Origin of the sequence: Pseudomonas sp. YQ_6, from assembly GCF_043103245.1 — a bacterium.
GTDB classification, from domain to species: domain Bacteria; phylum Pseudomonadota; class Gammaproteobacteria; order Pseudomonadales; family Pseudomonadaceae; genus Aquipseudomonas; species Aquipseudomonas alloputida.
In genome coordinates this window covers 121,409-143,902 of the sequence record NZ_JBICJR010000012.1, presented here as the reverse complement: position 1 = coordinate 143,902, position 22,494 = coordinate 121,409, and the positions used below count along the sequence as shown (strand labels likewise).

Below are 22,494 nucleotides of genomic sequence, written 5' to 3'. Positions count from 1 at the left end.
TGCTCGCCTGCTAGATTTCTTGAGCAATGGAAACCGGCCTGCTTCAAGGACCCGAGCAAGAGGATCACTGCCGTGCCCCTCAGGACCCTGACTGTTTTCGGTACCCGCCCAGAAGCCATCAAGATGGCCCCGCTAGCCCTGCAATTGGCGCAGGACAGCCGCTTCGAAGCCCGCGTGTGCGTCACCGGCCAGCACCGGCAAATGCTCGATCAGGTGCTGGAGCTGTTCGGCATCAGCCCCGATTACGACTTGAACATCATGAAAGCCGGCCAGGACCTGACCGGTGTGACCACTGCCATCTTGCAAGGCATCCGACCGGTGCTGGCCACGTTCAAGCCCGACGTAGTGCTGGTGCACGGCGACACCGCCACCACCTTTGCCACCACTCTGGCGGCTTACTACCAGCAAATCCCCATTGCCCATGTTGAGGCCGGCCTGCGCACCAACAACCTGTATTCACCCTGGCCCGAAGAAGGCAACCGGCGCTTGACCGGGGCCCTTGCCGCGCTGCACTTCGCGCCCACCGCCACCTCGCGCGACAACCTGTTGCGCGAAGGCACCGACCCGGCGCACATCTTCACCACCGGCAACACCGTGATCGACGCCTTGCTGGAGGTGGAGCAAAAGCTGCAAAGCCCCGCGCTGAAGGCCCGTTTCGCCAGCCACTTCAGCTACCTGGCAGCCGAGCGCCGGCTGTTGCTGGTCACCGGCCACCGGCGCGAGAACTTTGGTGGCGGCTTCGAGCGCATCTGCCAGGCCCTGGTGCAGATTGCGCGGCAATTCCCCGAGTTGGACGTCGTGTACCCGGTCCACCTCAACCCCAACGTACGCGAGCCGGTCAACCGGCTGTTGGGGGATGTAAGCAACATCCACCTTGTCGAACCGCTGGATTACCTGCCATTCGTTTACCTCATGACCCGGGCCTGTGTGATTCTGACCGACTCGGGCGGCATTCAGGAGGAAGCGCCGGCCCTGGGCAAACCGGTGCTGGTGATGCGCGACACCACCGAGCGCCCGGAAGCCGTGGCGGCAGGTACGGTCAAGCTGGTGGGCACCGAAGTGGCATCGATTGTGCGGGCGTTGAGTACCTTGCTGACCGATGAGGCGGCGTATCGCGAAATGAGCTTCGCCCATAACCCCTATGGCGATGGCAAAGCCTGCGCGCGCATACGCGAAGCCCTGGCCACCTGGACCAGCCCCCACCGCTCAATGTAGGAGCGGGTTCACCCGCGAATACGATAGCCGCGACACCCCTGCCCCCCAGTAAAAACTGGCCAGCGGCCCACCCCGACCTGTGCCCCCCCCCCCCGCTCGGCGTAGGAGCGGGTTGACCCGCGAATACGGTAGCCGCAGCACCGCTGAACACCCAGTAAAAACTGGCCAGCAGCCCCCCCCTTCCGCGTGTAAACCCACCCCAACAACGGTCAACAATCACCGCGAAGATATTTGCCTTGGAATGCACATTACTCACGTCAGACTTTCCTGAAACCCCGCCCCACCTCTTCAGCTCGGACAACCAAGCGAACTATCCTACGCGCCAGTCAGAAGCAGCTGAATTGTCGGGGAAATGCCTCAGGGATAACGTCACCGGGTCGCCATGTTGGTGACCGGGTGTGAGAACCTGATGCGAGCTACCTGGCTTGCCTGTCATGGCAGTCGTACGCGGGCAGACTTCGGTCTGGCCGAGCTTTGTAGCTCCCTCGGTTTCTCACCCCGTGTACGACTGCCGCCCTGGTCCGTGAGAAAGATCTGCGTGGCAGTTCCACCTATCAGGAGCAACTACCATGAAAAACAACAACCAATCCCCCCTCCTCACCGCAGGCATCGAAACCTTCCTCGAAGCCGGCAACCCCACCCTGTACCTGCTGCGCGTCCAACCCGGCGTCCCCGTCGATGACGCCTATGAACACGTCTCCGTCCTGCTGGGCTACTGCAAGCACCTGGTACGCGAAGGCGACATGGAAGACGACCACAAGATGCTGGGCGCTGCGGACTACCTGCTGGCCACCGCAAAAGCCCTGATGAACGACATCGAGATTGCGAAAAACAGGCACCACTGAAGGGAATGACGCGAGACCAGGCGAGGCTATGCCTCGCTTGCAGTCAGAAGAAATGGGCTTCATCAGGCCAGACGTGGCGAGGGCGAACCACTGCAGTGGCCAAGCCCCACACTGTGGGAGCGGGCGCGCCCGCGAACACCGGCACCGCCGGTGCCATCCACCCCATGCCTACAAGATCACAGCCCCACCCGCCGCTCAAATCTCACTGCGCGGATAAACACTGATAAACGCCGAAATGGCAATTGCATCCCCATCATCCACCTTCACCCGCGGGCTCTGCCCCGAGCGTTTGATATCCGAGGCAAAATCAGCCGTCTTGAATGCCTGCTCAAGCTCGTCACCGCCCACCCCGGCATAAACGACCACCTGGGTACCGGTATTGTGCTTTTGCAGGGGCAGCTGCTTGATCTGAACCTGCACGCCCGCCTTGGTCAGCGCAACGGCAATTTCCTTGGCAAAGCGCACAGCTTCCTTGTCATCTTTGTGGATATTCAGCAACACCACCGGTGCCAGCGTCTTAGCCTTCAGCTCGCCCGCCAATGCCTTGAACGCATCATGCGCCTGCGGCGTCAGCGCTCTGGGCTTCAGGCTGGCCTCCAGCTTCAACCGCTCGGCCCTCTCGCGCTCCAGTTCGGCCCTGAGCGCATCGTTCTGCTCAATGAGTTGCTCGATCTCCAGCCTGGCCTGCACGTCCGACTCGTGGACGACAGTAACCGCCTGCGCCCCCCGGGAAACGGGCACTTCGGCTTGCTGGTTTTTTACATCCGAGGTCATATGGGCAATGATCATCGCACTGGCGGCGATCAGCGCAGCGATGACCGCAGTGGCAGAGGCTATGGCATGGATAAGGCTGGCTGCGTCTGCTGAAATATCAGGCATAAACAACTTCTTGAAGTTAGGGATGTTCATCGTTTCACGGTCAGGCAGGCGCATCGGGCGGATGCTCTGGTACGGATACAAGTCAAGCCAAGAAGGCTAGTGAGGTCTGGCAGAGTGCCATAATTTTGCGGATTTTGCTGTAAACACATGGGTTTCGCGGCCACTGTCGCAGGTTTGCTTGCGCTTGAAATTACGCTTCCTGAAGCTACCTCCGCCTTCGGAAGGCACCCCTACCCCTCAATTATCGCTGCAAAAATCTGCGGGTCGGGTGCACTTTTTGGTCGTAAACCTTACAGTCAGCGACTGCCCATCAAAACCCCATGCCTTGGCTGCACAGTGTGAACCCATTCACTTCCAAAACGGTCCGTCCAGCGTAAGCTGTGAAGCAATGTCGGAAACAAAAATCTGTAGGTTCACGACTTCCCAAATCGATATCAATATGCCACCATCAATCTACGCCATTCGTCTCGAATGCGGCTAAAGGATTAGAACTTTCGGTTGCATTTGCAGCGTCTTGCTTGACGCTTACGCCCTCTCGCGCTTACCCTTCCGCCCCTTAGAACAGGGAAGTGTCCGGAAGATCCGTCTGAAATCGCCCCAGGGCGAACCTTTCCTGAAGATGAATTCCGGCGTGCCTAGGCGCGCTGCATTGCTTTGCGGTCGCCATCTTGAAAGCTCGTTCGTCTTTACAGATACAGAAATCGGTTATTTTCGCGTTAGTCCTGCGCGAGGCCCGTGCTCGCGTTGGCGGTAGTCGCCTCGGGGCAGTGTGGATGCTGCTTGAGCCGCTGATCCACCTTTTGCTGTTCTCTGTGCTGTTCGCGATGATGCGCGGTCGTACAATCTCTGGCGTGGAATACCCTGTATTCATCCTGGTTGGAATGGCGCCGTTCCTACTCTATCGCAACACCGCTCTCCGGCTAATGGATAGCCTTCGAGAAAACCGATCGTTGTTTGGCTACAAGCAAATTAAGCCCTTGGACACCTACGTTGCTCGGGTAATTGTAGAAACATGCATTGCCGCTACCGTCTACGCCATTCTGGTATTTGGCTTCGCGTGGTTCGGCTTTGACATGTCAGTCCATAGCCCCCTGCAGTGGGTTGCCACACTACTGCTTGGACTCTTGTTCGCCTTCGGACTAGGAATGCTCCTAGCCCTGATTACCCACGCCCTTCCAAGCCTGAAAATTGTCATTCGCATGGCCTTTTTTCCCCTTTACTTCGTTTCAGGCGTACTAATCCCTGCCTCATACCTCCCCCAAGCTATGATGCCGGTGCTACTGCTTAACCCTTTCCTGCACATCCTTGAGCTAATCCGAGCTGAAGTCTTGCCTCAGTATACGCCTGTTGATGGGGTATCCGAGGCGTATGTCATTAGCTTCGCCCTGGTATTGCTGTTCCTATCTCTGGGCGCATACCGTGCCCGAAGAATGCATTTGATTTCCACCAAGAACGGTTAAGTACAGGCCAAACGTGTTCGAACTAAGAAACGTCACCAAGTCGTACCTCACCCCGAACGGTCGGAGGTATGTCTTCCGCAACCTGTCGTTAGCTATACCGCCAGGTAAGAATATTGGACTGATCGGTCGCAACGGTGCTGGTAAATCCACCCTAATGCGTCTTCTCGGCGGAGCAGATGTGCCCGACTCTGGAAGCATAATTACCGATCGAAGCATCTCCTGGCCAGTCGGATTGGCGGGGGGCTTCCAAGGCAGTATGACAGGACGTGACAATATCAAGTTTGTCTGCCGTATCTACGGAGCAACCGGCGATGCAATGCGCGAAAAGATTCGTTACGTCCAGGATTTTGCCGAAATTGGTGACTGGATCGACGAACCAATTAAGACCTATTCTTCCGGTATGCGCTCACGCGTGGCGTTCGGCCTAAGCATGGCATTTGACTTCGATTACTACCTTATTGACGAAGTAATGTCGGTGGGCGATGCCCAATTCAAACGTAAATGCGCCGATGTCTTCCAAGAAAAACTGCAAAAATCCAACATTGTGCTAGTTACCCATACAATGTCCGAGGTTGAAAAACTTTGCGACGTGGTACTACTGGTACGAAATGGTGATATCCAAGTTTACGATGATGTATCTGAAGGTATAAAGGCTTACAGCAGCTGAAACAACCCAATCATAATTTCAAGCGGTACCGTTCGATATCAAGGATGCATCCAAATATGAGCAGTAGGGGTAAAAAGAAGGGCTGGCACTTGGCGATCGCCATGGTAGTCTTACCAATGATCCTGGCAGGTGTGTACTACAGCGTATTTGCTGTCGACCGCTTCGTCAGCTCCGCTCAAGTGGTGGTACGTCAGGATGGCAATAATCAAGGTGCTCAAGTACCGGGACTTGCCACCTTGCTGACTGGCACCAATCCGGCTTCGCGGGAAGAGACTCTTTACCTGCGCGAATTCATCACGTCTATGGACATGATGTTGCTGCTTGAAGACCGCGTAAAGTGGATTGAGCAATACGCCGCTCAACGCAGCGACGTCTTTTTCTGGCTCGACAAAGACGCCCCTCGCGAAGATCTGCTCAAGTACTACCAGCGCATGGTATCGGCACACTACGATGAAACAACTGGACTCCTACGCGTTGAAGTCCAGGCGTTCACTCCCGAATTGTCCGAAAAAATGCTGCGAGTCATCCTTCAGGCCAGCGAACACTTCGTTAACGAAGTCAGTCACAACATTGCACGCGAGCAAATGAAATTTGCTCAAGGCGAATTGGAAACGGCGCGGCTTAATTACTCCAAACGTAAGACTCAATTGCTGAACTTCCAGAACGACAATAAAGTTTTGGATGGCGGTAACACGGCGCAAAGCCGCGCCACCATCATTGCCGACCTTGAAGGACAGTACACCAAAGAGCAAGCCGCACTCACAGAGATGTCTTTTAAACTACGAGGCGACGCCCCTCAAATTCGTCAGCAAAAGCAAAAAGTTCAAGCGATCACTCAACAATTAGCCAAAGAAAAACGATTGTTGGTTTCCTCGCCTCAGGGTTCTCAATTGAACGTCGTAGCTTCTCGCTACCAACAATTAACCTTGGATGCAGGGATTGCGGAAGAGACCTACAAAACGGCTGTCGCTGCACTTGACAATGCGCGTGTCGAAGCAAGCAAAAAAATTCGTACTTTAGTCACAGTTGTTAGCCCTAATACTCCACAACTCGCCTTGTACCCGGAGCGCTGGTACAACCTGGCAACAATTTTGCTGGGTCTCCTGATGGTCTACGGTATCACCCGCTTCATTCTGGCTTCAATCGAGGATCACCGTGATTAAATCACTGAGCGTCTCTATGACATTTAACCTCAAAATCATGGCGGTCGTGCTCGCGACTGCAGGGCTGACTGGCTGCGGCGGCACCTTGTCAGGCGCCGGGCCATACAAGGGCACAATTGAAAGCAAAAACGAGGCTTACAATCTCGTTGATATCGACGCCCGCACAATTGCTCCTTACATGCAAGGGGCCGCTCGCCCAGCACTAGCCAGCGTGACAAAACCTACTCCGCCAGAAGTCCGGCTGATGGCGGGTGATACGCTTAATGTACTCATTGCCGACACCGCTCCCGAAGGATCGGCATTGTTTGCACCTCTTGCTACCGGCGGCACCCAGTTGAAGTCTCGCATCGACGCGCAAGGTATGCTTTCACTTCCCTACGTTGGTCGGCAATTCGTTGCCGGGATGACACTCAACGAAGTGGAAAATATGATTCGCCGCCAGCTCAAGGGAATTACGTCAGACGTACAAACTCATGTCGAACTCGTTGGGGATCTTTCTGGCTCCGTATTAGTTGCGGGAGCAGTCAAAGCTCCAGGTCGCTTCAGTACGTTGCAAGGCCCGCTAACGCTCCTTGACGCTGTCAACCAAGCAGGAGGCCCAGTCATGGAGCCTCACCTTGTCAATGTCACGGTGCGTACAGGCAGCGAAGTTAGACAGTTCAATTACGAAGACATCCTCGCTGGCAACAACATGGTTCTGCGCCCTAATTCGGAAGTAGTTTTAGATCGCGCACGCCAGAGATTCGTTGCAATGGGTGCAGTAGGCGAACCTGGCCTCAAAGATCTTCCAAGCCAGCATACCAGCTTGCTAGATGCACTTGGTAGTGTAGGAGGATTACGGGAAGCAAATGCTAACCCAGAGGGTGTCTTTGTATTCAGGATGGGCGACGGTCCGAACGCCAAGCCCACAGTGCTTCGCTTGAACATGCGAGACCCAGCAGCAATTTTCTACGCCAGGCAGATTGCAGTTAAGCCCGACGATACCATTTACGTCACAAACGCAGCGGTATACGAATGGCAAAAAGTTATCGGCCCAATCGTTCAAACAATGGTTCTAGGTCGAACAGCAGGAGCTTACAACTAAAATCAGAATCTGATTTTACCGACTATTAATTAAACACCCACTCAGCTATAAACATACGAATTTTCAGGGCAGAAAAATCGAAAATGGCCATAACCATCAACCACGTCACATCAAATAACGTTCATAGCGGTATATTTGAGGATATCTTCAGATACTTTTCTCGCTACACCGAGGGCTTCGCGGAACATGTCGTAAGTGAAAAACCGATCATTGGGGCTCACGTACGCCACTATCACCGTCCTCATCTCGAAGATAAGCTCATTTCCCCTTGCGTCGTGACGGTTCACCACGATTTGGACGATCCTGATGGCTGGCTTTCTATCGATGCATTTCTCGACCGCTATCGAGAAGCGGATGTAGTTATCTGCCTGAATACTATTCAGCAAAAAATATTGGCCAAACACGGTATTCATCATACACGTGTTGTACCGCATGGCTACAACCAACATCTGATTGACCCTGCACGAGCCAAGGGCCGTATCAAACGAGAAAAGTTTACGCTTGCCATTGTATCTAAACGGTACGGTCGGAAAGTTAAGGGGGAGGCCTATCTGTTTGAGCTGGCGAAACGACTCGACCCCTCATTAATCGAGTTTTTCCTTGTAGGCGACGGCCGAGCAGAGGAAGGTCGCATTTTCCGTCAACTCGGCTTCAACACCGAGGTTTATGAAAAGCTACCATACGCCACCCTGATTGATGCATATCGGGGTATCGATGCACTACTCATGACCAGTTACTTTGAAGGCGGCCCAGCCAATATTCCTGAGGCTGCAGCAATGGGCGTCCCGGTTTTGTCGAACCCGATCGGAATGGTTCCCGACCTTATTGACGACGGACTGCATGGCATCTACTTGACCATGGACCCATCTATTGATGCGGAAACCATTAATCGACTGGCGGCCGATGAAGACAACATCTACTCCGACCTTCTTCACACCAGCCAAACTGCAAGCCAAAACTTAATTACCTGGCAGGATTCCATTCTTGGAAATGTCAAGCAGCATGTAAGCCTCCTGAAAGGTAGTCACGACTCTATCACCAAAGCGCTGGAGGCAACCGCATGAGCAAGTTTCTCATCGCCGATCCGGTACACATCCATGCCCGTAACTTCGGTAGCCTTTTCGACTATTTCGCCGACAAAAAGGCGACCACAGTATTTAACGAAGAGTTCAAACCATGGATGAGCGCCTTTGGTAACTACACCGAATTCCAGAAGCCGCTGAAAGAAAATTATTCTAAGCTGAAGAAACTAGAAGCAAACGAGCTTTTCGACTTCAGCGTGATGCAAATAAATCTGTTCAAGGTATGCAGAGCAGAAATTCTCTCGCTGGTAATAACCTCCGAAGATATGCGCAGCACCCCACTGCCTGATAATACACGCGAGCTTTTTGATATTTTGTACAGCGCGCACAAGGATACCCTCCTCTGGAATATGGCTGCCGCCATCCACTGGATCGAATTCTGGTCGGCAATGCTGAAACGGCACAATCCGAAATTCGTCCTTGTATTCTCCGGAAGCCTGACATACGCGCGATCTCTTCTTGAGGCAGTGCGTACTCATACTGCCCGAATCTTCGTATTAGAGAGCTTCTTTACCGGCAACGACAACTATGTCGAAGAGAAGTTTGAGCCTATCGCAAACAATTCAAACCTCAAGCATCTGGCATACTACAATTCTCTTGAGCCGAACTTGACACCTGCGGAGCGCGACCGCGAACGAAACAAAGCCATCAACAAAGTCATTTCCTCAAAGAACAAAAACGTTAATCAACCAGAAGAAACCAAAGTAAAGCTCTTCAAAAACGAAAAAAAGACCATTCTAATCACCGGCCAAGTACTAAATGACTTCTCAGTCCTTGAGTACAAAGGTGTAGGCCTGAATAGCATTGCCTTTTACATAGAGCTTATCAAAAAACTTCTAACCCGCACCGATCTGAATATTATATTCAAGGCACATCCGTGGGAGCGAAAGAAGAAAAATATTCAGTCCCCGCTTACACTTGATACTTTGTGTAAAGAATTCAACACATCACCAAGTATCACAACAGCCAATGATCGACTAGTTTTCATTGAGGACTTCAATATCAAGTCCCTCTTCAGGCAAGTTGATTTTGTCGCAGGGATCAACTCGCAGGCACTTATTGAAGCAGCCTTTGAAGGCTATCAACCAATTCAGTTTGGCAACGCGTTCTATGGAAAAAAAGGCTTTACTTCGGACTACACTACCGAGAACCTTGATCAATTCATAGACGATATAAATAAAGGTGCAGTCCCTAGCCAACTGGGAATTAATGAATACCGCAACTATGAAACCTTCCTGCTTCGCACGCTGCAGTATTCGTTAGTTTCGGCTTTCCCTTCCGGAAAAGCTCAATTGAGCACGATGTTCAATCTCCCATCGCATGTGGCTATCCTAAAGGGCCCACCAGCAGTCGCCCCTGCGAAGCCTGCTGCCCCGACGAAGCCTAATGCTCCGGTAGCTAAGCCAGCAACCCCAGCTAACGCAGCTACGCCCGCAGCAGTAACGCCTGCACCCAAACCGACAGCACCTGTCCCGCCCGCAACGCCCCAGGCAAGCCCAGCAGCTGCTAAGGTAGTTGCTGCCCCTGCCACTCCATCTCCTGCAATAGTTGCTGCCCCTGCTGCAACCAAGCCAGCTGACCCTGTGGACGCGCCAGCAACCGCTGAAAAGAGTCAAACTGAGCTAGCTAAGATCGAAGCGGCAGAGAAAAAAAAGAAAAAATGGCAAAAGTTCTGGAAAACTCCCAAACGTTTTTTTTTGGACTCAAAAAACAAGCGCGTCCGTTGGATGCACATCTTCTTTCCTAAAAAGCTGAGTTTCTCAGGCAAATAACACTTAACCGTCAAGGCCAGGAATAACCACAATAATATCCTGGCCTGCTACTAGGACAAAATGTGACAATAGAATTCGATCTTGCGCAAATAATCGAGAGAAACGAAAAAATTGTCTCAGGGAAGAGAGTTCTTTACGTCAAGCAGGAACCGGAGAAACACTCTCAAAACCTATTAATCGTCATGAGCGCTCATAATCATGGCGAAAAATATATGGCTCTGCGTTCTTTTCTTAGCAAGCAGACATGCGATTTGCTTTTCATCACTGACCCCAAGAACACTTGGTACCTAGATGATGACAATGGCGCAACATATCAAACCATTATTTCGTATTTCACTAAGAACTATGAAAGCAGAAACGTGTTCCTTTTTGGTTCATCAATGTCTGGGTACGGCGCGATTCTCCACGCACTGAAGCTAAACCACAACGCCATCGCGTCCAACCCACAGATCAACCTCGACATTACAAAAGATTATTCCTGGCCCGAGCTGGTTGAGCACATTTCCAGCATAAAAGGCAACCATACAAACATCGAAGAAATTGCCCCCTTCATTTGGAAGGACTCTGCAGTCTACATTATCCATGGCCATGATGATATTGACACTATCAATGCCAGCCTTCTACTCAATGCTGTCCCCAATAATAGAAAACTAATAATCCAAACTGTCGATAGTGATGCACATACATTTTACTTCGGGAAAAATGTAGATTATGTCTTTGACGTAATATCAATGCTGTCAATATTTAGGACAAAACTAGACCTTTCTACTACGGTGAACGACTTAGCAACAGAGTCCAGTAATGTTAAAAAAATGCTCAGAGCTGAGCGCAGACAATTAAACGTAATTGACCCGTATCGCTCCCTGAACATCTCAGAGAATGCTGTCTCATGGCAAGAACGTTACCTTCATGAAGAACTCGGCAAGCTCGTACATTTCGCTAATATAGGACTGTACACAGGTAGCGAATTATCGGGCGGCACCTGTTTTTATGATGGACGCGGATGGCGTCTAATTAGCGTCCCTTATGAAATGGGCGACAACCTCATAGCCGGCAATGAATTCATCACCCAAGGTGTGATTTCTGCATTCACGAACAACGCCTACTTTAATGATTACTGGTGGATCCGAAACGAAGCCGAATCATCCGTCACAATTTCAGGCGCGCATAATTTTTGCGAAATAGTAATTTCCGAAGCGAAAAATAAAAACATCTATATCAATTCGAGCATACCCAGCAATATCGATGTCGCAGAAATCAAAGGCCAGTACCTCACCTTCACTGCCGACATCTACACAAGCGAAGGCGAAGTATCACTCACCCTTGGCGGAGTTGGGGATGTGGGTTACCATCACAAAAATTCAGAGAAAAACACTCCGGGAACCTGGAGTAGACTTGTAGTCTTTGAGCAATTCACGTCGATCAAAGAAAGTCATAAAGATCGAATCTTTGTAAGATTCAACCTGGCGACAGACGGAAAGCCCAAAGTCATCCGAATTAAAAATGCCTGCTTGGCCATTGGCTATTTCCCCATGGGCTTTACTGAGTAAATCATGATGAAAATCACCTCCACTATTGAATGCTCCAATCACGCTCCATTCGTACTCTTCGGAGGCATTAACGTTCTTGAGTCAGAATATCTGGCTCTTACTGCCTGTGCTGAGTATGTCCGCGTCACTGAAAAGCTGGGAATCCCCTACGTATTCAAAGCAAGCTTTGACAAGGCTAACCGCTCGTCCATCCACTCCTATCGCGGCCCAGGGATGGAAGAAGGATTGCGTATCTTTGAGAAGGTTAAGGCTGAGTTCGGTGTACCGGTAATCACTGATGTTCACGAAATTTACCAAGCTGCCCCGGTTGCCGAAGTTGTCGATGTACTGCAATTGCCCGCATTTCTGGCACGCCAAACAGACCTGGTTGTCGCACTAGCGAAAACAGGTAAACCGGTAAATATCAAGAAACCACAATTCCTCAGTCCTTCGCAAGTACAAAATATCGTTCACAAATTTAAAGAAGCCGGAAATGACCAACTGATTCTGTGCGACCGCGGCAGCTGCATGGGATACGACAATCTCGTAGTTGATATGCTCGGTTTCGGTGTAATGAAGCGCACTTGCGATGACTTACCAGTTATTTTCGATGTCACTCATGCTCTTCAGAACCGTGATCCTTCAGGGGCTGCTTCCGGTGGCCGTCGCGAGCAAGTAGTCGACTTAGCTCGAGCAGGTATGGCAGTAGGCTTAGCAGGACTTTTCCTGGAGTCGCACCCAAACCCGGATAAGGCCAAATGCGATGGTCCCAGCGCACTGCCACTGGATAAACTTGAACCATTCCTGGCGCAAATCAAAGCTGTTGATGATCTTGTTAAATCGCTTCCTCAGCTGACCATCGATTAAAGATATTGACCGTTTCAAGACAAGGATTGTGATTATGGCAGGCTCTAATCCACGTGTTGCGATCGTCATCCCGGCACGGTACGGCTCAACACGCTTGCCTGGTAAGCCGCTGGCTGATATCGCTGGTAAACCAATGGTCCAGCATGTCTATGAACGTGCCTTACAGGTGAAAAGTGCCGAACAGGTGATCATTGCTACTGATGACGAGCGAGTTGCTAAAGCAGTGCAGCAGTTCGGTGGTCAATATGTAATGACATCGCCTGATCATCCCTCCGGCACAGATCGGCTTGCGGAAGTAATGCGTCAAGTTGAAGCTGATATATATATAAATCTACAAGGTGATGAACCGCTGGTCCGCCCTGAAGATATCGAAACCCTAGTATCCGGGATGCTGGCCGATAATAGCGTTAGCGTTGGCACTTTGTGTCATCATATTAATGCTCAAGAAGCCCGAAACCCCAACACTGTGAAAGTAGTATTAGCGGCTAATGGCAACGCTCTTTACTTCAGTCGCTCATCGATACCGTTCCCGCGGGAGAGCGAAGCTGCAACCTACCTAAAACATGTCGGTGTCTATGCTTATCGCCGTAATGTTTTAGCCGAGTATGCAAGCCTTGCACAACCCATGATTGAAAATGCAGAGAAGCTTGAGCAACTGCGCCTGCTAGCGGCTGGTTACTGCATTCGCGCCTACCATGTAGAACCTACTGGACCTGGCGTCGATACCCCCGAGTGCCTTGAGCAAGTACGTTCAATCATGAGTGGGCTGCGTCCTGATTCCGCACCAACACTTTCGAATATCCAGCTTGTAATTACCGACGTTGATGGAGTATTAACCGATGGCGGCATCTATTATGACGCAAGCGGTGAGTGCCTTAAGAGATTCCACGTCCGAGATGGCATGGGGATGCGTCTGCTGGAAGAGAACGGAGTACGTGTAGCTGTACTGTCAGGCCGGGACTCAGCGACACTTCGCAAGCGTGTGGCTGATTTAGGTGTAACACTATTCCAGTTTGGCGTGAAAGATAAATTTTCTGCCTGCGAGGAGTTAATGTCCAAAGCTGGCGTAGACAAACTGCAGACGGCTTGCATAGGTGATGACTGCATTGATTTGCCCGCATTTGCAGCGTGCGGCATCTCTTTTGCTGTTGCCGACGCTCCGGCATATGTGAAAGAAACAGCAACCTATACACTGACGGCAACTGGCGGAACCGGTGCATTTAGAGAAGTCGCCGATGCTATCCTTTTCGCCAAGGGCAAAGAAGCTGTACTCAACACAGCTACAGGCTACGCCAAAGTAATGTCAAAGATGGCCCAATAATAAGCTAAAGGGTCGGTGGCATTCGCCATCGACCCTGCCGCAGCAAAAAGCTAATTAGCTTATGCAAAACCCATGGGGAAATACCCCACTTGAAGAGTTAAATTTTTCAAAAGAACTTTCTTAGGCTTCCCATCTGCTGCAACGTTGACCCGCACAAATATCGAGTCCCTGTGAGCTGAGTTAATGGACAAAAATTGCTGTGCTATGTGAATTCTTCTCCATTCGCCGGCCTTGTTTTTTGGCGAATTGATATGATGATACCCTGACTCACCAACCCCACCGAGCGTAAGATATATATCGCCACCAGTTGAAAAAACATCAGCTGATAGAGTTAGGTATTTCCCCTTAATTTCATCATACGCCTTTCCATTAAGCTTCAGCGAAGTACTTAAATAGATATTCTTTGAATTTACAGAACGCAGATCAATTTCAATTAACTCATAACCACCTCGAACCACTAGGTCCGAAGCAGCGTCATTCCGCACCCACCAGTGCTCATTAACAAACTGATTGTTTTCCGCAGCAGATACAGACTGGACTGTCTTGAAGCTATTGACGGCAATTAGGTTATCATTTATTGAAGGCGTAGGGCCCATCAACCGCCAGCGATCACCATCAAAGAAACAGGTAGCACCCGAAAGAGCACCCTCGGAATAGAAGCCCACATTGGAGAAGAAAACTTCCCTCCCCGCTTGCTGGTGCAGGTATCGATTCTGCCAAGAGATGCTTTGACCTGTATGATCCATTGTACGATACGGGTCTTGAACTTTAGCCTGCTTTCGCTCAGCCCTCAGCAGACGTCGATTAGTTTTATCCTCAGGAACAAGCTGTGCCAATATACCCTGCAGATTAAGCTCCGTCCTAAAGGTATCAAGCAGATTCATCACTGAGTAAATATAACCAACCTCTTTACCAAAAAACATCACATGGGAATCAACGTCCAAGGTTTGAACAATAAGTTTCTTGTTCGGCGGAGCCACACGCGTCAGTAATTCCACGTTGATAGTATCAATTTCATCGTGGCCATGGATCACGTAAACCGCTGAATCGCCCCAAGCTTGCTGTGCAACTTCATCAAGGTTTACGTGATTTCCTCCAATAGCTTCAATATGTTCAATCAACTCCGGCCAAGCATAGTCCTTGGTTATATCCAGATTGATTTGCGGATTTGAAGCAATCGCGTTTGCATTCAATTTGAATGCGTGATATATCGCCCCGTACCCCGACATGGACGATCCAAAAAAGAAAATCGAATTCGGTCGATAATCCGTCGAAAACATACGGAAAATTCTGGAGAACGCTTCACCTTCATCTTCGTCTAGATACCAAGAATTTTTAGGGTCAGAGACAAATAGAAGATCACAGACCTGACTCTCCAAGAATGACCTCAGGGCCATATACTTGCCACCCTGATTGTGCGCACTCATGACGATCAAGAGACGCTCAGACTTCACATCAGGATTCAACGGAACATATAAAATTTTCTTACCGCTGACATGACGCTCATGGCGCTCAACAATTTTTGGTAAATCAATCACTTTGTCCATTTTTACCGGCTCGCCCGACGCACCCAACCTGAATAATTTCAACACAGTTGTTCTCTACACAATAACTAACGCAACTGGCGCTACGGCATACGCAACGATACATCCCAAGCAAAACTCTACTCGAAAGCCTCAGCACCGCCCTAGAAGCGCTGAGAAGAAGTAGCAGACTTTACTACAGCCTGCTACTTCCCTTGAGAGAAGTATCCATCCAGATAATTGCGGCCTTCGCCGCAGCGCCAACAAAGTGCAAAAAGCAGTTAGTTAGTCAAAAATCTCGACCACGCCTACTACTGAGTTCTGATCATCAACCACAGCTAGCGCTCGAATTTTATTGTCAAGCATATAAGCTTCCGCCTCAGACAACTGTGCATCTTCCTTGATAGTGTGAGGATGAGCAGTCATGAACAGCTCAACATTGGCGTGTATCACACCCTCATCTTCCACCAAAGCCCGACGGAGATCACCATCGGTAACGATACCGACCAGTTTGTCTTCATCCATTACCGCTGTCAGACCTAATCGGCTGCGCGTCATTACCAACAAGCAATCATGGAAGCTCGTGGATGGAGATACAACAGGCGCAGGCGAATGCATTACATCGCGAACGCGGGTCAACAGTTTTCGGCCAAGGCTACCGCCAGGGTGATAGCGGGCAAAGTCCATAGGTTTAAACTGTATTGCTTCAATCAAAGCCACAGCCAGAGCATCCCCCATTGCCATCGTGGCCAACGTAGATGTAGTAGGTGCCAGATTATTGGGGCACACCTCGCGTTCAACGGAAATATCAAGCCAAATATCGGCGTGTTTAGCTAAGGTTGAATTTCCGTTGCCGGTCATTGCGATGATTTTGTTACCGAACGATTTGAGACTTGGGATCAATTTGATCAGCTCGTCAGTTTCACCGCTATAGCTGATCAAGATCAGTACATCGATCGGCTTGAGCATACCCAAATCGCCATGAAATGCTTCTGCCGGGTGCAGGAAGAAGCTGGGAGTACCGGTAGACGCAAAGGTCGCAACCATTTTCTTACCGATAAGGCCCGATTTCCCCATACCGCAGACCACGGCTCGACCTTTACAACTGAGCAAAAGCTCCACAGCGCTCTGAAACTCGCCATCAATACGTCCAGCCAGCTGGGTAACGGCTTGTGCTTGGGCAATCAAGGCTTCTTTGGCAATCGTGAGGTGGTTCATTTTCGTCCCTGAAGACTGAGGTGTACTAAACGGGGAATATTAAGGTCTTTGCAACCTTAAGCAAAGCTCGTTGGTCTTGAAGCTGGGTAAAAAACGCTTGTTGCCGATGAGCTGGATCAAAACCCGCGAGCTTCGCCCTCGTAGGGAGCAGTCCTCAGCCCCCTTGAGCGCCGGCACCGTAATGGCAATGCAGGCGCAGAATCACTTTTCGACTCAGATACCACACACGATCTGCAAATCTCTCCCTCGCAGCAGAGCAAGGCTTAGTCGCATTTTTGTAACATTTCGCGCCCTCCTACCTGCAGCACACATCAACGCACCACTGACAGGAATCTGCATCAGTACGCCGCTCGATTTCAGGGTTTCATGGGACGGCTAGCCTCCGAAATCACATTTTTTCTGGCAGAAGCCTAATCGGCATCATTGAGCCGTGCCTTCCGGGGCTTTGCGGCTAAGCTCAACCTCCACAGACTGGGCATCAGAGCAATTTTTCGTTGTGCCTAACGTCACTATGCAGCAGCATACCGCAGCAAACGATTAGAACTTGGACGTACGGCTCTGCCTGATTGGATGTCATGAACGCAAATTCTCGCCCGCCCTCGGGCAGCAAAACCCACTATCGCTGGCAACGCTCCTCACTTGAACAGAACCTTCGAACCCTGATGCCTCAGTGGAAAGATAGGGCCTTGGAGGTAAGCAGCCAGACCTTGGCCTCTAACGCCTCATTCGTTAACTACGTGCGTCACCACCGATTTATTGATCCATGCACAGGCCAACCTGTTGAGCTAGTGGAGAAATCTATTCGCAAGCTAGCCTTCATAGGCAGTCAAGAAGCTCGCCTACATCGTGCTGACGGCATCTTCCGTGGATGCTTGCATTTCCGGCACCCTGCCTGCTTCGGAGTCATCGAAACCCCCTGGGAAAGCCTGATTTTTACTGAGTTTGTTCGCGGTAAACCCCCACGAATGCAGGCAATTGCGCGCCAGCTCGCGCTAGGGATTGCCGAGCTGGAGGGCCATAGCAATAGCTATTTGACCAGCCAACCACTCTCACAAAAGCCTCTGCTGTGGAGCATGGACTTTTTCCGCCCGTGGTTCCTGTTAAGGCCGCGCTTCAACTTCGACCGCTTTCTTCCCTCCCTTGAGCAGCTGGGATACGAGGACAAGCGCTTCGCAGACCTTGGCGAGGGATTCAAAGCTCTGATTCCTCGACTCAAAAAACTGGGGCGCCAGGCGAGGGGGGGGACTCGATGCATTTGCCACATGGATTACCTGCGCAAAAACCTATTTCTGATATCAGGTCAGTTACACGTAATCGATTGGAGCGAAGGGAAGGTAGGGAGAATCGGCTTTGATGCTGGCGCTTACCTAGGGAGCTTATTCCGACGCACAGAGATGATCACCTTTCTCACCGCACGCGCTGAATTCATAGACCAATATCGGCACTCTCTAGCCGCAAGGTTCGACGAAACCGAGGCGTTGAGGAACATGCGCTACATCTTCCTGATGACGGCACTGTACCACTGCCTGCGCCCCGAAACGGTTGATGAGTACAGAACAAAAGGGACAATGCACCTACTTCGAGAAAAGTATGATTACCTTCTGGGAGTCGCGTAACCCTCCCAGCGCCGACATCAAAATGACATCACTTCAGCGAAATCCGATGATGAACTTCGATTTCTGGCGCCAAATTTGAACCATTTGAAGCCACCACTCATGTGAAATTGTATTAAGATTCGCACCATCCCTTTTTCTGGCTCACCGTGAGCGCTTTGCGCTCGACGCGATCAATTATCGATTGGAATCTCGCTTCAGGTTTATGGACGACGTCTCACGCCCTCGCTTGCTGGTGCTTTCAAAAGGTGCCCAGCGTATAGACACGCTGCCATCTTTGCTGCCTGATTTCGTGCTGCGAAACGGAGGCGTGCGCCACCTTTCGAAAACTGACTGGGTCATGGTTTGGGGCCGTAAAGCGAGCGCCGTCAAAGCAATATCCAGAGCGGGGAAGGCAGGCAAGCCCGTTCTAACGCTGGAAGACGGCTTCATCCGTTCCGTGGGCCTGGGCGCCGACGAGCCGCCCCTGTCGCTGATCGTCGATGACGTGGGCGTGTACTACGACGCTTCCCAGCCGTCCCGCCTCGAACAGTTGATCGCCACGCCCCTCGACGCCGAGCAAACCCAACGTGCCCTGGCACTACGTAGCCTGTGGCAGCAGCAACGGGTGTCGAAGTACAACGACGCACGCATCGAACTGCCAGCGCTGCCGGCCGACTGCGTGCTGGTGGCCGACCAGACCTGTGGCGATGCCTCGTTGCAAGGTGCAGGGGCCAGCGACTTCCGGGCCATGCTGGAGGCGGCATTGGCCCGCTATCCGCATAGCACCATCGTGCTCAAGGTGCACCCCGACGTGGTGGCCGGGCGCAAGGCCGGGCACTTCGACCTGGCAGCGCTGGCCAGCAACCCGCGGGTGCAGGTACTGGCCAACAATGTTCACCCGGCCGATTTGCTGCCACGCATGCGTGCAGTGTTCGTGATGACGTCGCAACTGGGCTTCGATGCCCTGCTTTGGGACGTACCGGTGCACACCTGGGGCATGCCGTTCTATGCCGGCTGGGGGCTGACCGACGACCGCTTGCCGGCACCTTCGCGCCGCAAGCCTGTGCCGTTGGCGCAACTGATTCATGCCAGCCTGGTGGCCTACCCGCGCTATGTCTGCCCAGAACGTGGTCAGCCGTGTACGCCAGAGGTGCTGATCAACTGGCTGGGCCTGCAACGGCGGCACCGCAGCGTGCTGCCAGGCACCGTACAGATGCTGGGTTTCAGCCGCTGGAAAGAACCGCTGGCAAACCTGTTTTTCAATGGCGCGGCCATTCGCTTCGTCAAGCCCGAGCAACCGCTGGCGCAAGACTTGCCCGTGGTGTCCTGGGGCTGCAAGCACGACACCCACCTTAGCGCCCACCCACTGCCCGTCAACCGCGTGGAAGACGGCTTCCTGCGCTCGGTCGGCCTGGGCGCCGGCAAGGCGCGACCGTTGTCGTGGGTGGTCGATGACCTGGGTATTTACTACGACGCCACCCGGCCTTCGCGCCTGGAGCGCATCCTGGCTGAAGAGCCCTTCGACCCGCAGTTGTTGGCCCGCGCGCATGCTTTGCGCCTGGCCATCTGCGCGGCGGGGCTGACCAAGTACAACTTGCCCGGCGCCAGCTGGCAGCGCCCCGCGCATGCGCAACGGGTGATCCTGGTGCCTGGCCAGGTGGAGGGCGATGCGTCCATCCGCTTTGGCGGCAACCGTATCCGCAGCAACCTGCAACTGCTGCGCGCCGTGCGTGAGCAAAACCCTGATGCGTGGGTGTTGTACAAACCCCACCCAGAGGTATTGGCCGGCACGCGCGCCCGTGGTGACGACGAAGCGCAAACCGTGCACTGGTGCGATGAAGTGATCGGCGATACACCACTGCAGCAATTGCTGGAAGTGGTCGACGAATTGCATGTACTGACCTCGCAGTCGGGTTTCGAGGCCCTGCTGCGCGGTGTGCCGGTGACGACCTATGGCCAGCCGTTCTACGCCGGTTGGGGGCTGACCCGCGACATGGACCTTCAAGCACCGGTGCAGGCACGGCGCAGCCGACAACTGACGCTGGACCAGCTGGTAGCGGGCACGCTGCTGCTCTACCCCACTTACGTAAGCCTGGTGACCAACCGCTTCACCACCGCCGAACGAACCTTATACGAACTACAAAATTGGCACGCCTTACCGCAGCCTGGAGCTCCCTCCCGATGGCAGGACTTGAAACGACGCTTGAGCAGTTTGTTGGGCATGAAGCGCCCGACCAACTGAATGCAAGGGCGACGCGTGGTCCGCTGCTGCGTATCCCGTCACACCATTTTCTGCTGCTTCAGGGTGTCAGTTCGCCCTTCTTCAGCCGCCTTGCCAAGGGGCTGCGGGATATCGGCCAGCGAGTGCACAGTGTGCGCTTCAACGTCGGCGACGCCCTGTATGGCCCCGGCGGCGCGCAGCTGACCTGCCCGCACGCCCCGGAAGACATGGAGGCCTGGTATTCACAGGTGTTCCGCCAACTGGGTATCACCGACCTGGTGCTGTTCGGCGACTGCCGCCCGGTACACCGCCCGGCCGTGACCCTGGCGCGGCTGTCGGGTATTCGCGTGCACGTGTTCGAGGAAGGCTACTTTCGGCCCTATTGGGTGACGCTGGAGCGCGACGGGGTCAACAACAACTCGCGTTTGCCACGTGACCCGCAGTGGTACCGCGATGTGGGCAAGTACATTCCGCGCTACCAGAATGGCAACCCGTTCAAGCTGTCGTTCGCCGCACGTGCCACGCACGATGTGCTGTACCACGCCGGCGGCGCGCTGAACCGGCTGTGCTTCCCACGCTACCGCACCCATGCCCCGTTCAACGCCGCCATGGAGTACGCCGGCTTCATCCGCCAGGGCATGCGCCTGCTGCGCGCCCGTGTGCATGACGACGCGCTGGTGGCCGAAGTGGCCCGCGAGCGGCACCCCACGTTTTTGCTGCCCTTGCAGCTGGACAGCGATGCGCAAATCCGCGACCACTCGCCGTTCCAGAACATGACCCAGGTGATCGAGCATGTGATCGACTCGTTCTCGCTCAACGCCCCCTTCGATGCGCGCCTGCTGGTGAAAAACCACCCGTTGACGCCCGGGCTGGTCAACTACCGCAAGGTCACCGAGCAGTTGGCGCGCAAGTACGACGTAGCCGAGCGTGTCGATTTCATGGAAAGCGGGCACATGCCTACGCTGCTCTCGCACATCACCGGCATGATCACCGTCAACAGTACCGCGGGGGCTTCTGCATTGCTGCACCACCGCCCTACCTGCACGCTGGCCGAGCCGATCTACGCGATGCCGGGGCTAACCCACCAGGGCGGGCTGGATGATTTCTGGCAGCACCCCGAAGCGCCCGACAACACGCTGTTTCAACGCTTCCGCAACACCGTCATCCACACCACCCAGGTCAACGGCGGCTTCTACACCGCCTGCGGCATGGACATGGCCGTGGCCAACTGCCTGGAAGTGCTGATGGCGAAAACCTCAAGAATCGAAAAATACCTATGAGTTCGCATGCCTCACCCCGCTGCATCCTCATCACCGGCGCCACAGGCGGTATCGGTGGCGCGTTGGCGCCTGCCTACGCCGCCCCGGGGGTGACGCTGATCCTGCAAGGCCGGCGCCAGGACCGCCTGGCCGAAATGGCCGAACAATGCCGCGCCCTGGGTGCCCAGGTGTTGCTGGAGGCCCTCGACGTGCGCGACCTGGACGCCCTGCGGGCCATGGTGCGCCGGGTTAGCGAGCAGCATCAGCCCGACTTGGTGCTGGTGGGCGCAGGGCTTAACACCGCCGTGGGTGCCAATGGCGAAGCGGAAGACTGGGACGACAGCCGCGCCCTGATGGAAGTGAACGTGATGGCCGCCCTGGCCACCGTCGAGGCCGCCCTGCCCGCCATGCGCAGCCGTGGCGACGGGCAGATCGCCCTGTTCAGCTCGCTGGCGGGCTGGCGTGGCTTGCCGGTCACACCGACCTACAGCGCCAGCAAGGCCGCCATCCGTGTGTACGGCGAGGCCATCCGCGACTGGCTGGCGCCGGAAGGGGTGAAAGTGAATGTGATTGTGCCGGGGTATGTGGAGTCGAAGATGTGCTTCGAAATGCCCGGGCCTAAACCTTTTCTGTGGACCGCCGACAAAGCGGCCAGGCGTATCAAGCGCGGGCTGGCGGCGAACCAGGCGCGTATCAGCTTTCCGTTCCCGCTCAACCTGGGCACCTGGCTGCTGGGGCTAATCCCGCAGTGGCTTTCTTCGATGATCCTGCGTGGGTTGAAGTACAGTGATTGA

Annotated in this window: 18 protein-coding genes; 15 read left to right on the top strand and 3 right to left on the bottom strand. The window is 53.3% G+C overall.

Annotated features, from left to right (window positions below):
• Positions 1–72 precede the first annotated feature (72 nt).
• A complete protein-coding gene (gene wecB, locus ACF8FG_RS04055; RefSeq protein WP_119713387.1) occupies positions 73–1,215 on the top strand; it encodes a non-hydrolyzing UDP-N-acetylglucosamine 2-epimerase in 1,143 nt (380 codons plus the stop codon).
• A gap of 569 nt (positions 1,216–1,784) precedes the next feature.
• Positions 1,785–2,060, top strand: a complete 276-nt coding sequence (locus ACF8FG_RS04050) for a DUF3077 domain-containing protein (protein WP_014591988.1) — start codon at positions 1,785–1,787, stop codon at positions 2,058–2,060.
• A gap of 195 nt (positions 2,061–2,255) precedes the next feature.
• Here the strand turns inward: ACF8FG_RS04050 and ACF8FG_RS04045 are convergent, their stop codons facing one another.
• Complete coding sequence (locus ACF8FG_RS04045) at positions 2,256–2,993, bottom strand: hypothetical protein (protein ID WP_014591989.1); 738 nt, start codon at positions 2,991–2,993, stop codon at positions 2,256–2,258.
• A 614-nt stretch (positions 2,994–3,607) separates the two neighbouring features.
• On the opposite strand from ACF8FG_RS04045, the gene ACF8FG_RS04040 reads away from it, so the two are divergent.
• The 9 genes from ACF8FG_RS04040 (at position 3,608) to kdsB (ending at position 13,884) form a co-directional block, all read left to right on the top strand.
• Entirely contained in the window at positions 3,608–4,399 is a 792-nt protein-coding gene (locus ACF8FG_RS04040) for an ABC transporter permease (RefSeq protein ID WP_080557816.1), read from the top strand.
• Between the two features lie 13 nt (positions 4,400–4,412).
• A complete protein-coding gene (locus tag ACF8FG_RS04035; protein WP_041167054.1) occupies positions 4,413–5,066 on the top strand; it encodes an ABC transporter ATP-binding protein in 654 nt (217 codons plus the stop codon).
• A 56-nt stretch (positions 5,067–5,122) separates the two neighbouring features.
• A complete protein-coding gene (locus tag ACF8FG_RS04030; protein WP_041167055.1) occupies positions 5,123–6,229 on the top strand; it encodes an ABC transporter permease in 1,107 nt (368 codons plus the stop codon).
• A 16-nt stretch (positions 6,230–6,245) separates the two neighbouring features.
• Positions 6,246–7,313: a polysaccharide biosynthesis/export family protein gene (locus ACF8FG_RS04025; protein WP_014591993.1), complete on the top strand. Its 1,068-nt coding sequence runs from the start codon at positions 6,246–6,248 to the stop codon at positions 7,311–7,313.
• Positions 7,314–7,396: 83 nt separating this feature from the next.
• A complete protein-coding gene (locus ACF8FG_RS04020; RefSeq protein ID WP_080557817.1) occupies positions 7,397–8,377 on the top strand; it encodes a glycosyltransferase family 4 protein in 981 nt (326 codons plus the stop codon).
• Positions 8,374–10,167 carry a capsular biosynthesis protein CpsB gene (locus ACF8FG_RS04015; protein WP_110159864.1) on the top strand — a complete coding sequence of 598 codons (1,794 nt, stop codon included), beginning with the start codon at positions 8,374–8,376 and terminating at the stop codon, positions 10,165–10,167. Before ACF8FG_RS04020 ends, ACF8FG_RS04015 begins: the two co-directional genes overlap by 4 nt.
• A gap of 62 nt (positions 10,168–10,229) precedes the next feature.
• Positions 10,230–11,717 (top strand): hypothetical protein, encoded by a 1,488-nt coding sequence (locus tag ACF8FG_RS04010; protein ID WP_014591996.1) that lies wholly within the window; start codon positions 10,230–10,232, stop codon positions 11,715–11,717.
• 3 nt (positions 11,718–11,720) lie between these two features.
• Complete coding sequence (gene kdsA / locus ACF8FG_RS04005) at positions 11,721–12,563, top strand: 3-deoxy-8-phosphooctulonate synthase (protein WP_080557818.1); 843 nt, start codon at positions 11,721–11,723, stop codon at positions 12,561–12,563.
• Between the two features lie 34 nt (positions 12,564–12,597).
• Entirely contained in the window at positions 12,598–13,884 is a 1,287-nt protein-coding gene (gene kdsB, locus ACF8FG_RS04000) for a 3-deoxy-manno-octulosonate cytidylyltransferase (RefSeq protein WP_014591998.1), read from the top strand.
• A 59-nt stretch (positions 13,885–13,943) separates the two neighbouring features.
• Here the strand turns inward: kdsB and ACF8FG_RS03995 are convergent, their stop codons facing one another.
• Positions 13,944–15,431 carry a hypothetical protein gene (locus ACF8FG_RS03995; protein ID WP_014591999.1) on the bottom strand — a complete coding sequence of 496 codons (1,488 nt, stop codon included), beginning with the start codon at positions 15,429–15,431 and terminating at the stop codon, positions 13,944–13,946.
• A 261-nt stretch (positions 15,432–15,692) separates the two neighbouring features.
• Positions 15,693–16,625 carry an SIS domain-containing protein gene (locus ACF8FG_RS03990; protein WP_014592000.1) on the bottom strand — a complete coding sequence of 311 codons (933 nt, stop codon included), beginning with the start codon at positions 16,623–16,625 and terminating at the stop codon, positions 15,693–15,695.
• A 575-nt stretch (positions 16,626–17,200) separates the two neighbouring features.
• Between ACF8FG_RS03990 and ACF8FG_RS03985 the strand changes: the two genes are divergently transcribed.
• From ACF8FG_RS03985 to ACF8FG_RS03970, 4 genes are all read left to right on the top strand, one after another.
• Entirely contained in the window at positions 17,201–18,241 is a 1,041-nt protein-coding gene (locus ACF8FG_RS03985; RefSeq protein WP_080557819.1) for a phosphotransferase, read from the top strand.
• 202 nt (positions 18,242–18,443) lie between these two features.
• Positions 18,444–20,462, top strand: coding sequence for a capsular polysaccharide biosynthesis protein (locus ACF8FG_RS03980; RefSeq protein WP_318075911.1), 2,019 nt, complete (start codon positions 18,444–18,446; stop codon positions 20,460–20,462).
• Complete coding sequence (locus ACF8FG_RS03975) at positions 20,402–21,721, top strand: capsule biosynthesis protein (protein ID WP_041167060.1); 1,320 nt, start codon at positions 20,402–20,404, stop codon at positions 21,719–21,721. Before ACF8FG_RS03980 ends, ACF8FG_RS03975 begins: the two co-directional genes overlap by 61 nt.
• Positions 21,718–22,494: an SDR family oxidoreductase gene (locus tag ACF8FG_RS03970; RefSeq protein ID WP_003252728.1), complete on the top strand. Its 777-nt coding sequence runs from the start codon at positions 21,718–21,720 to the stop codon at positions 22,492–22,494. The genes ACF8FG_RS03975 and ACF8FG_RS03970 overlap by 4 nt, the downstream gene beginning before the upstream one ends.

Coding starts and splice junctions, on each gene's coding strand:
- ACF8FG_RS04050 (WP_014591988.1), top strand. CDS start 1,785: ATGAAAAACAACAACCAATCCCCCCTCCTCACCGCAGGCATCGAAACC.
- ACF8FG_RS04030 (WP_041167055.1), top strand. CDS start 5,123: ATGAGCAGTAGGGGTAAAAAGAAGGGCTGGCACTTGGCGATCGCCATG.
- ACF8FG_RS04025 (WP_014591993.1), top strand. CDS start 6,246: ATGACATTTAACCTCAAAATCATGGCGGTCGTGCTCGCGACTGCAGGG.
- kdsA (WP_080557818.1), top strand. CDS start 11,721: ATGATGAAAATCACCTCCACTATTGAATGCTCCAATCACGCTCCATTC.
- ACF8FG_RS03995 (WP_014591999.1), bottom strand. CDS start 15,431: ATGGACAAAGTGATTGATTTACCAAAAATTGTTGAGCGCCATGAGCGT.
- ACF8FG_RS03980 (WP_318075911.1), top strand. CDS start 18,444: ATGGACGACGTCTCACGCCCTCGCTTGCTGGTGCTTTCAAAAGGTGCC.
- ACF8FG_RS03985 (WP_080557819.1), top strand. CDS start 17,201: ATGAACGCAAATTCTCGCCCGCCCTCGGGCAGCAAAACCCACTATCGC.
- ACF8FG_RS03990 (WP_014592000.1), bottom strand. CDS start 16,625: ATGAACCACCTCACGATTGCCAAAGAAGCCTTGATTGCCCAAGCACAA.
- kdsB (WP_014591998.1), top strand. CDS start 12,598: ATGGCAGGCTCTAATCCACGTGTTGCGATCGTCATCCCGGCACGGTAC.
- ACF8FG_RS04045 (WP_014591989.1), bottom strand. CDS start 2,993: ATGCGCCTGCCTGACCGTGAAACGATGAACATCCCTAACTTCAAGAAG.
- ACF8FG_RS04020 (WP_080557817.1), top strand. CDS start 7,397: ATGGCCATAACCATCAACCACGTCACATCAAATAACGTTCATAGCGGT.
- ACF8FG_RS03975 (WP_041167060.1), top strand. CDS start 20,402: ATGGCAGGACTTGAAACGACGCTTGAGCAGTTTGTTGGGCATGAAGCG.
- ACF8FG_RS04015 (WP_110159864.1), top strand. CDS start 8,374: ATGAGCAAGTTTCTCATCGCCGATCCGGTACACATCCATGCCCGTAAC.
- ACF8FG_RS03970 (WP_003252728.1), top strand. CDS start 21,718: ATGAGTTCGCATGCCTCACCCCGCTGCATCCTCATCACCGGCGCCACA.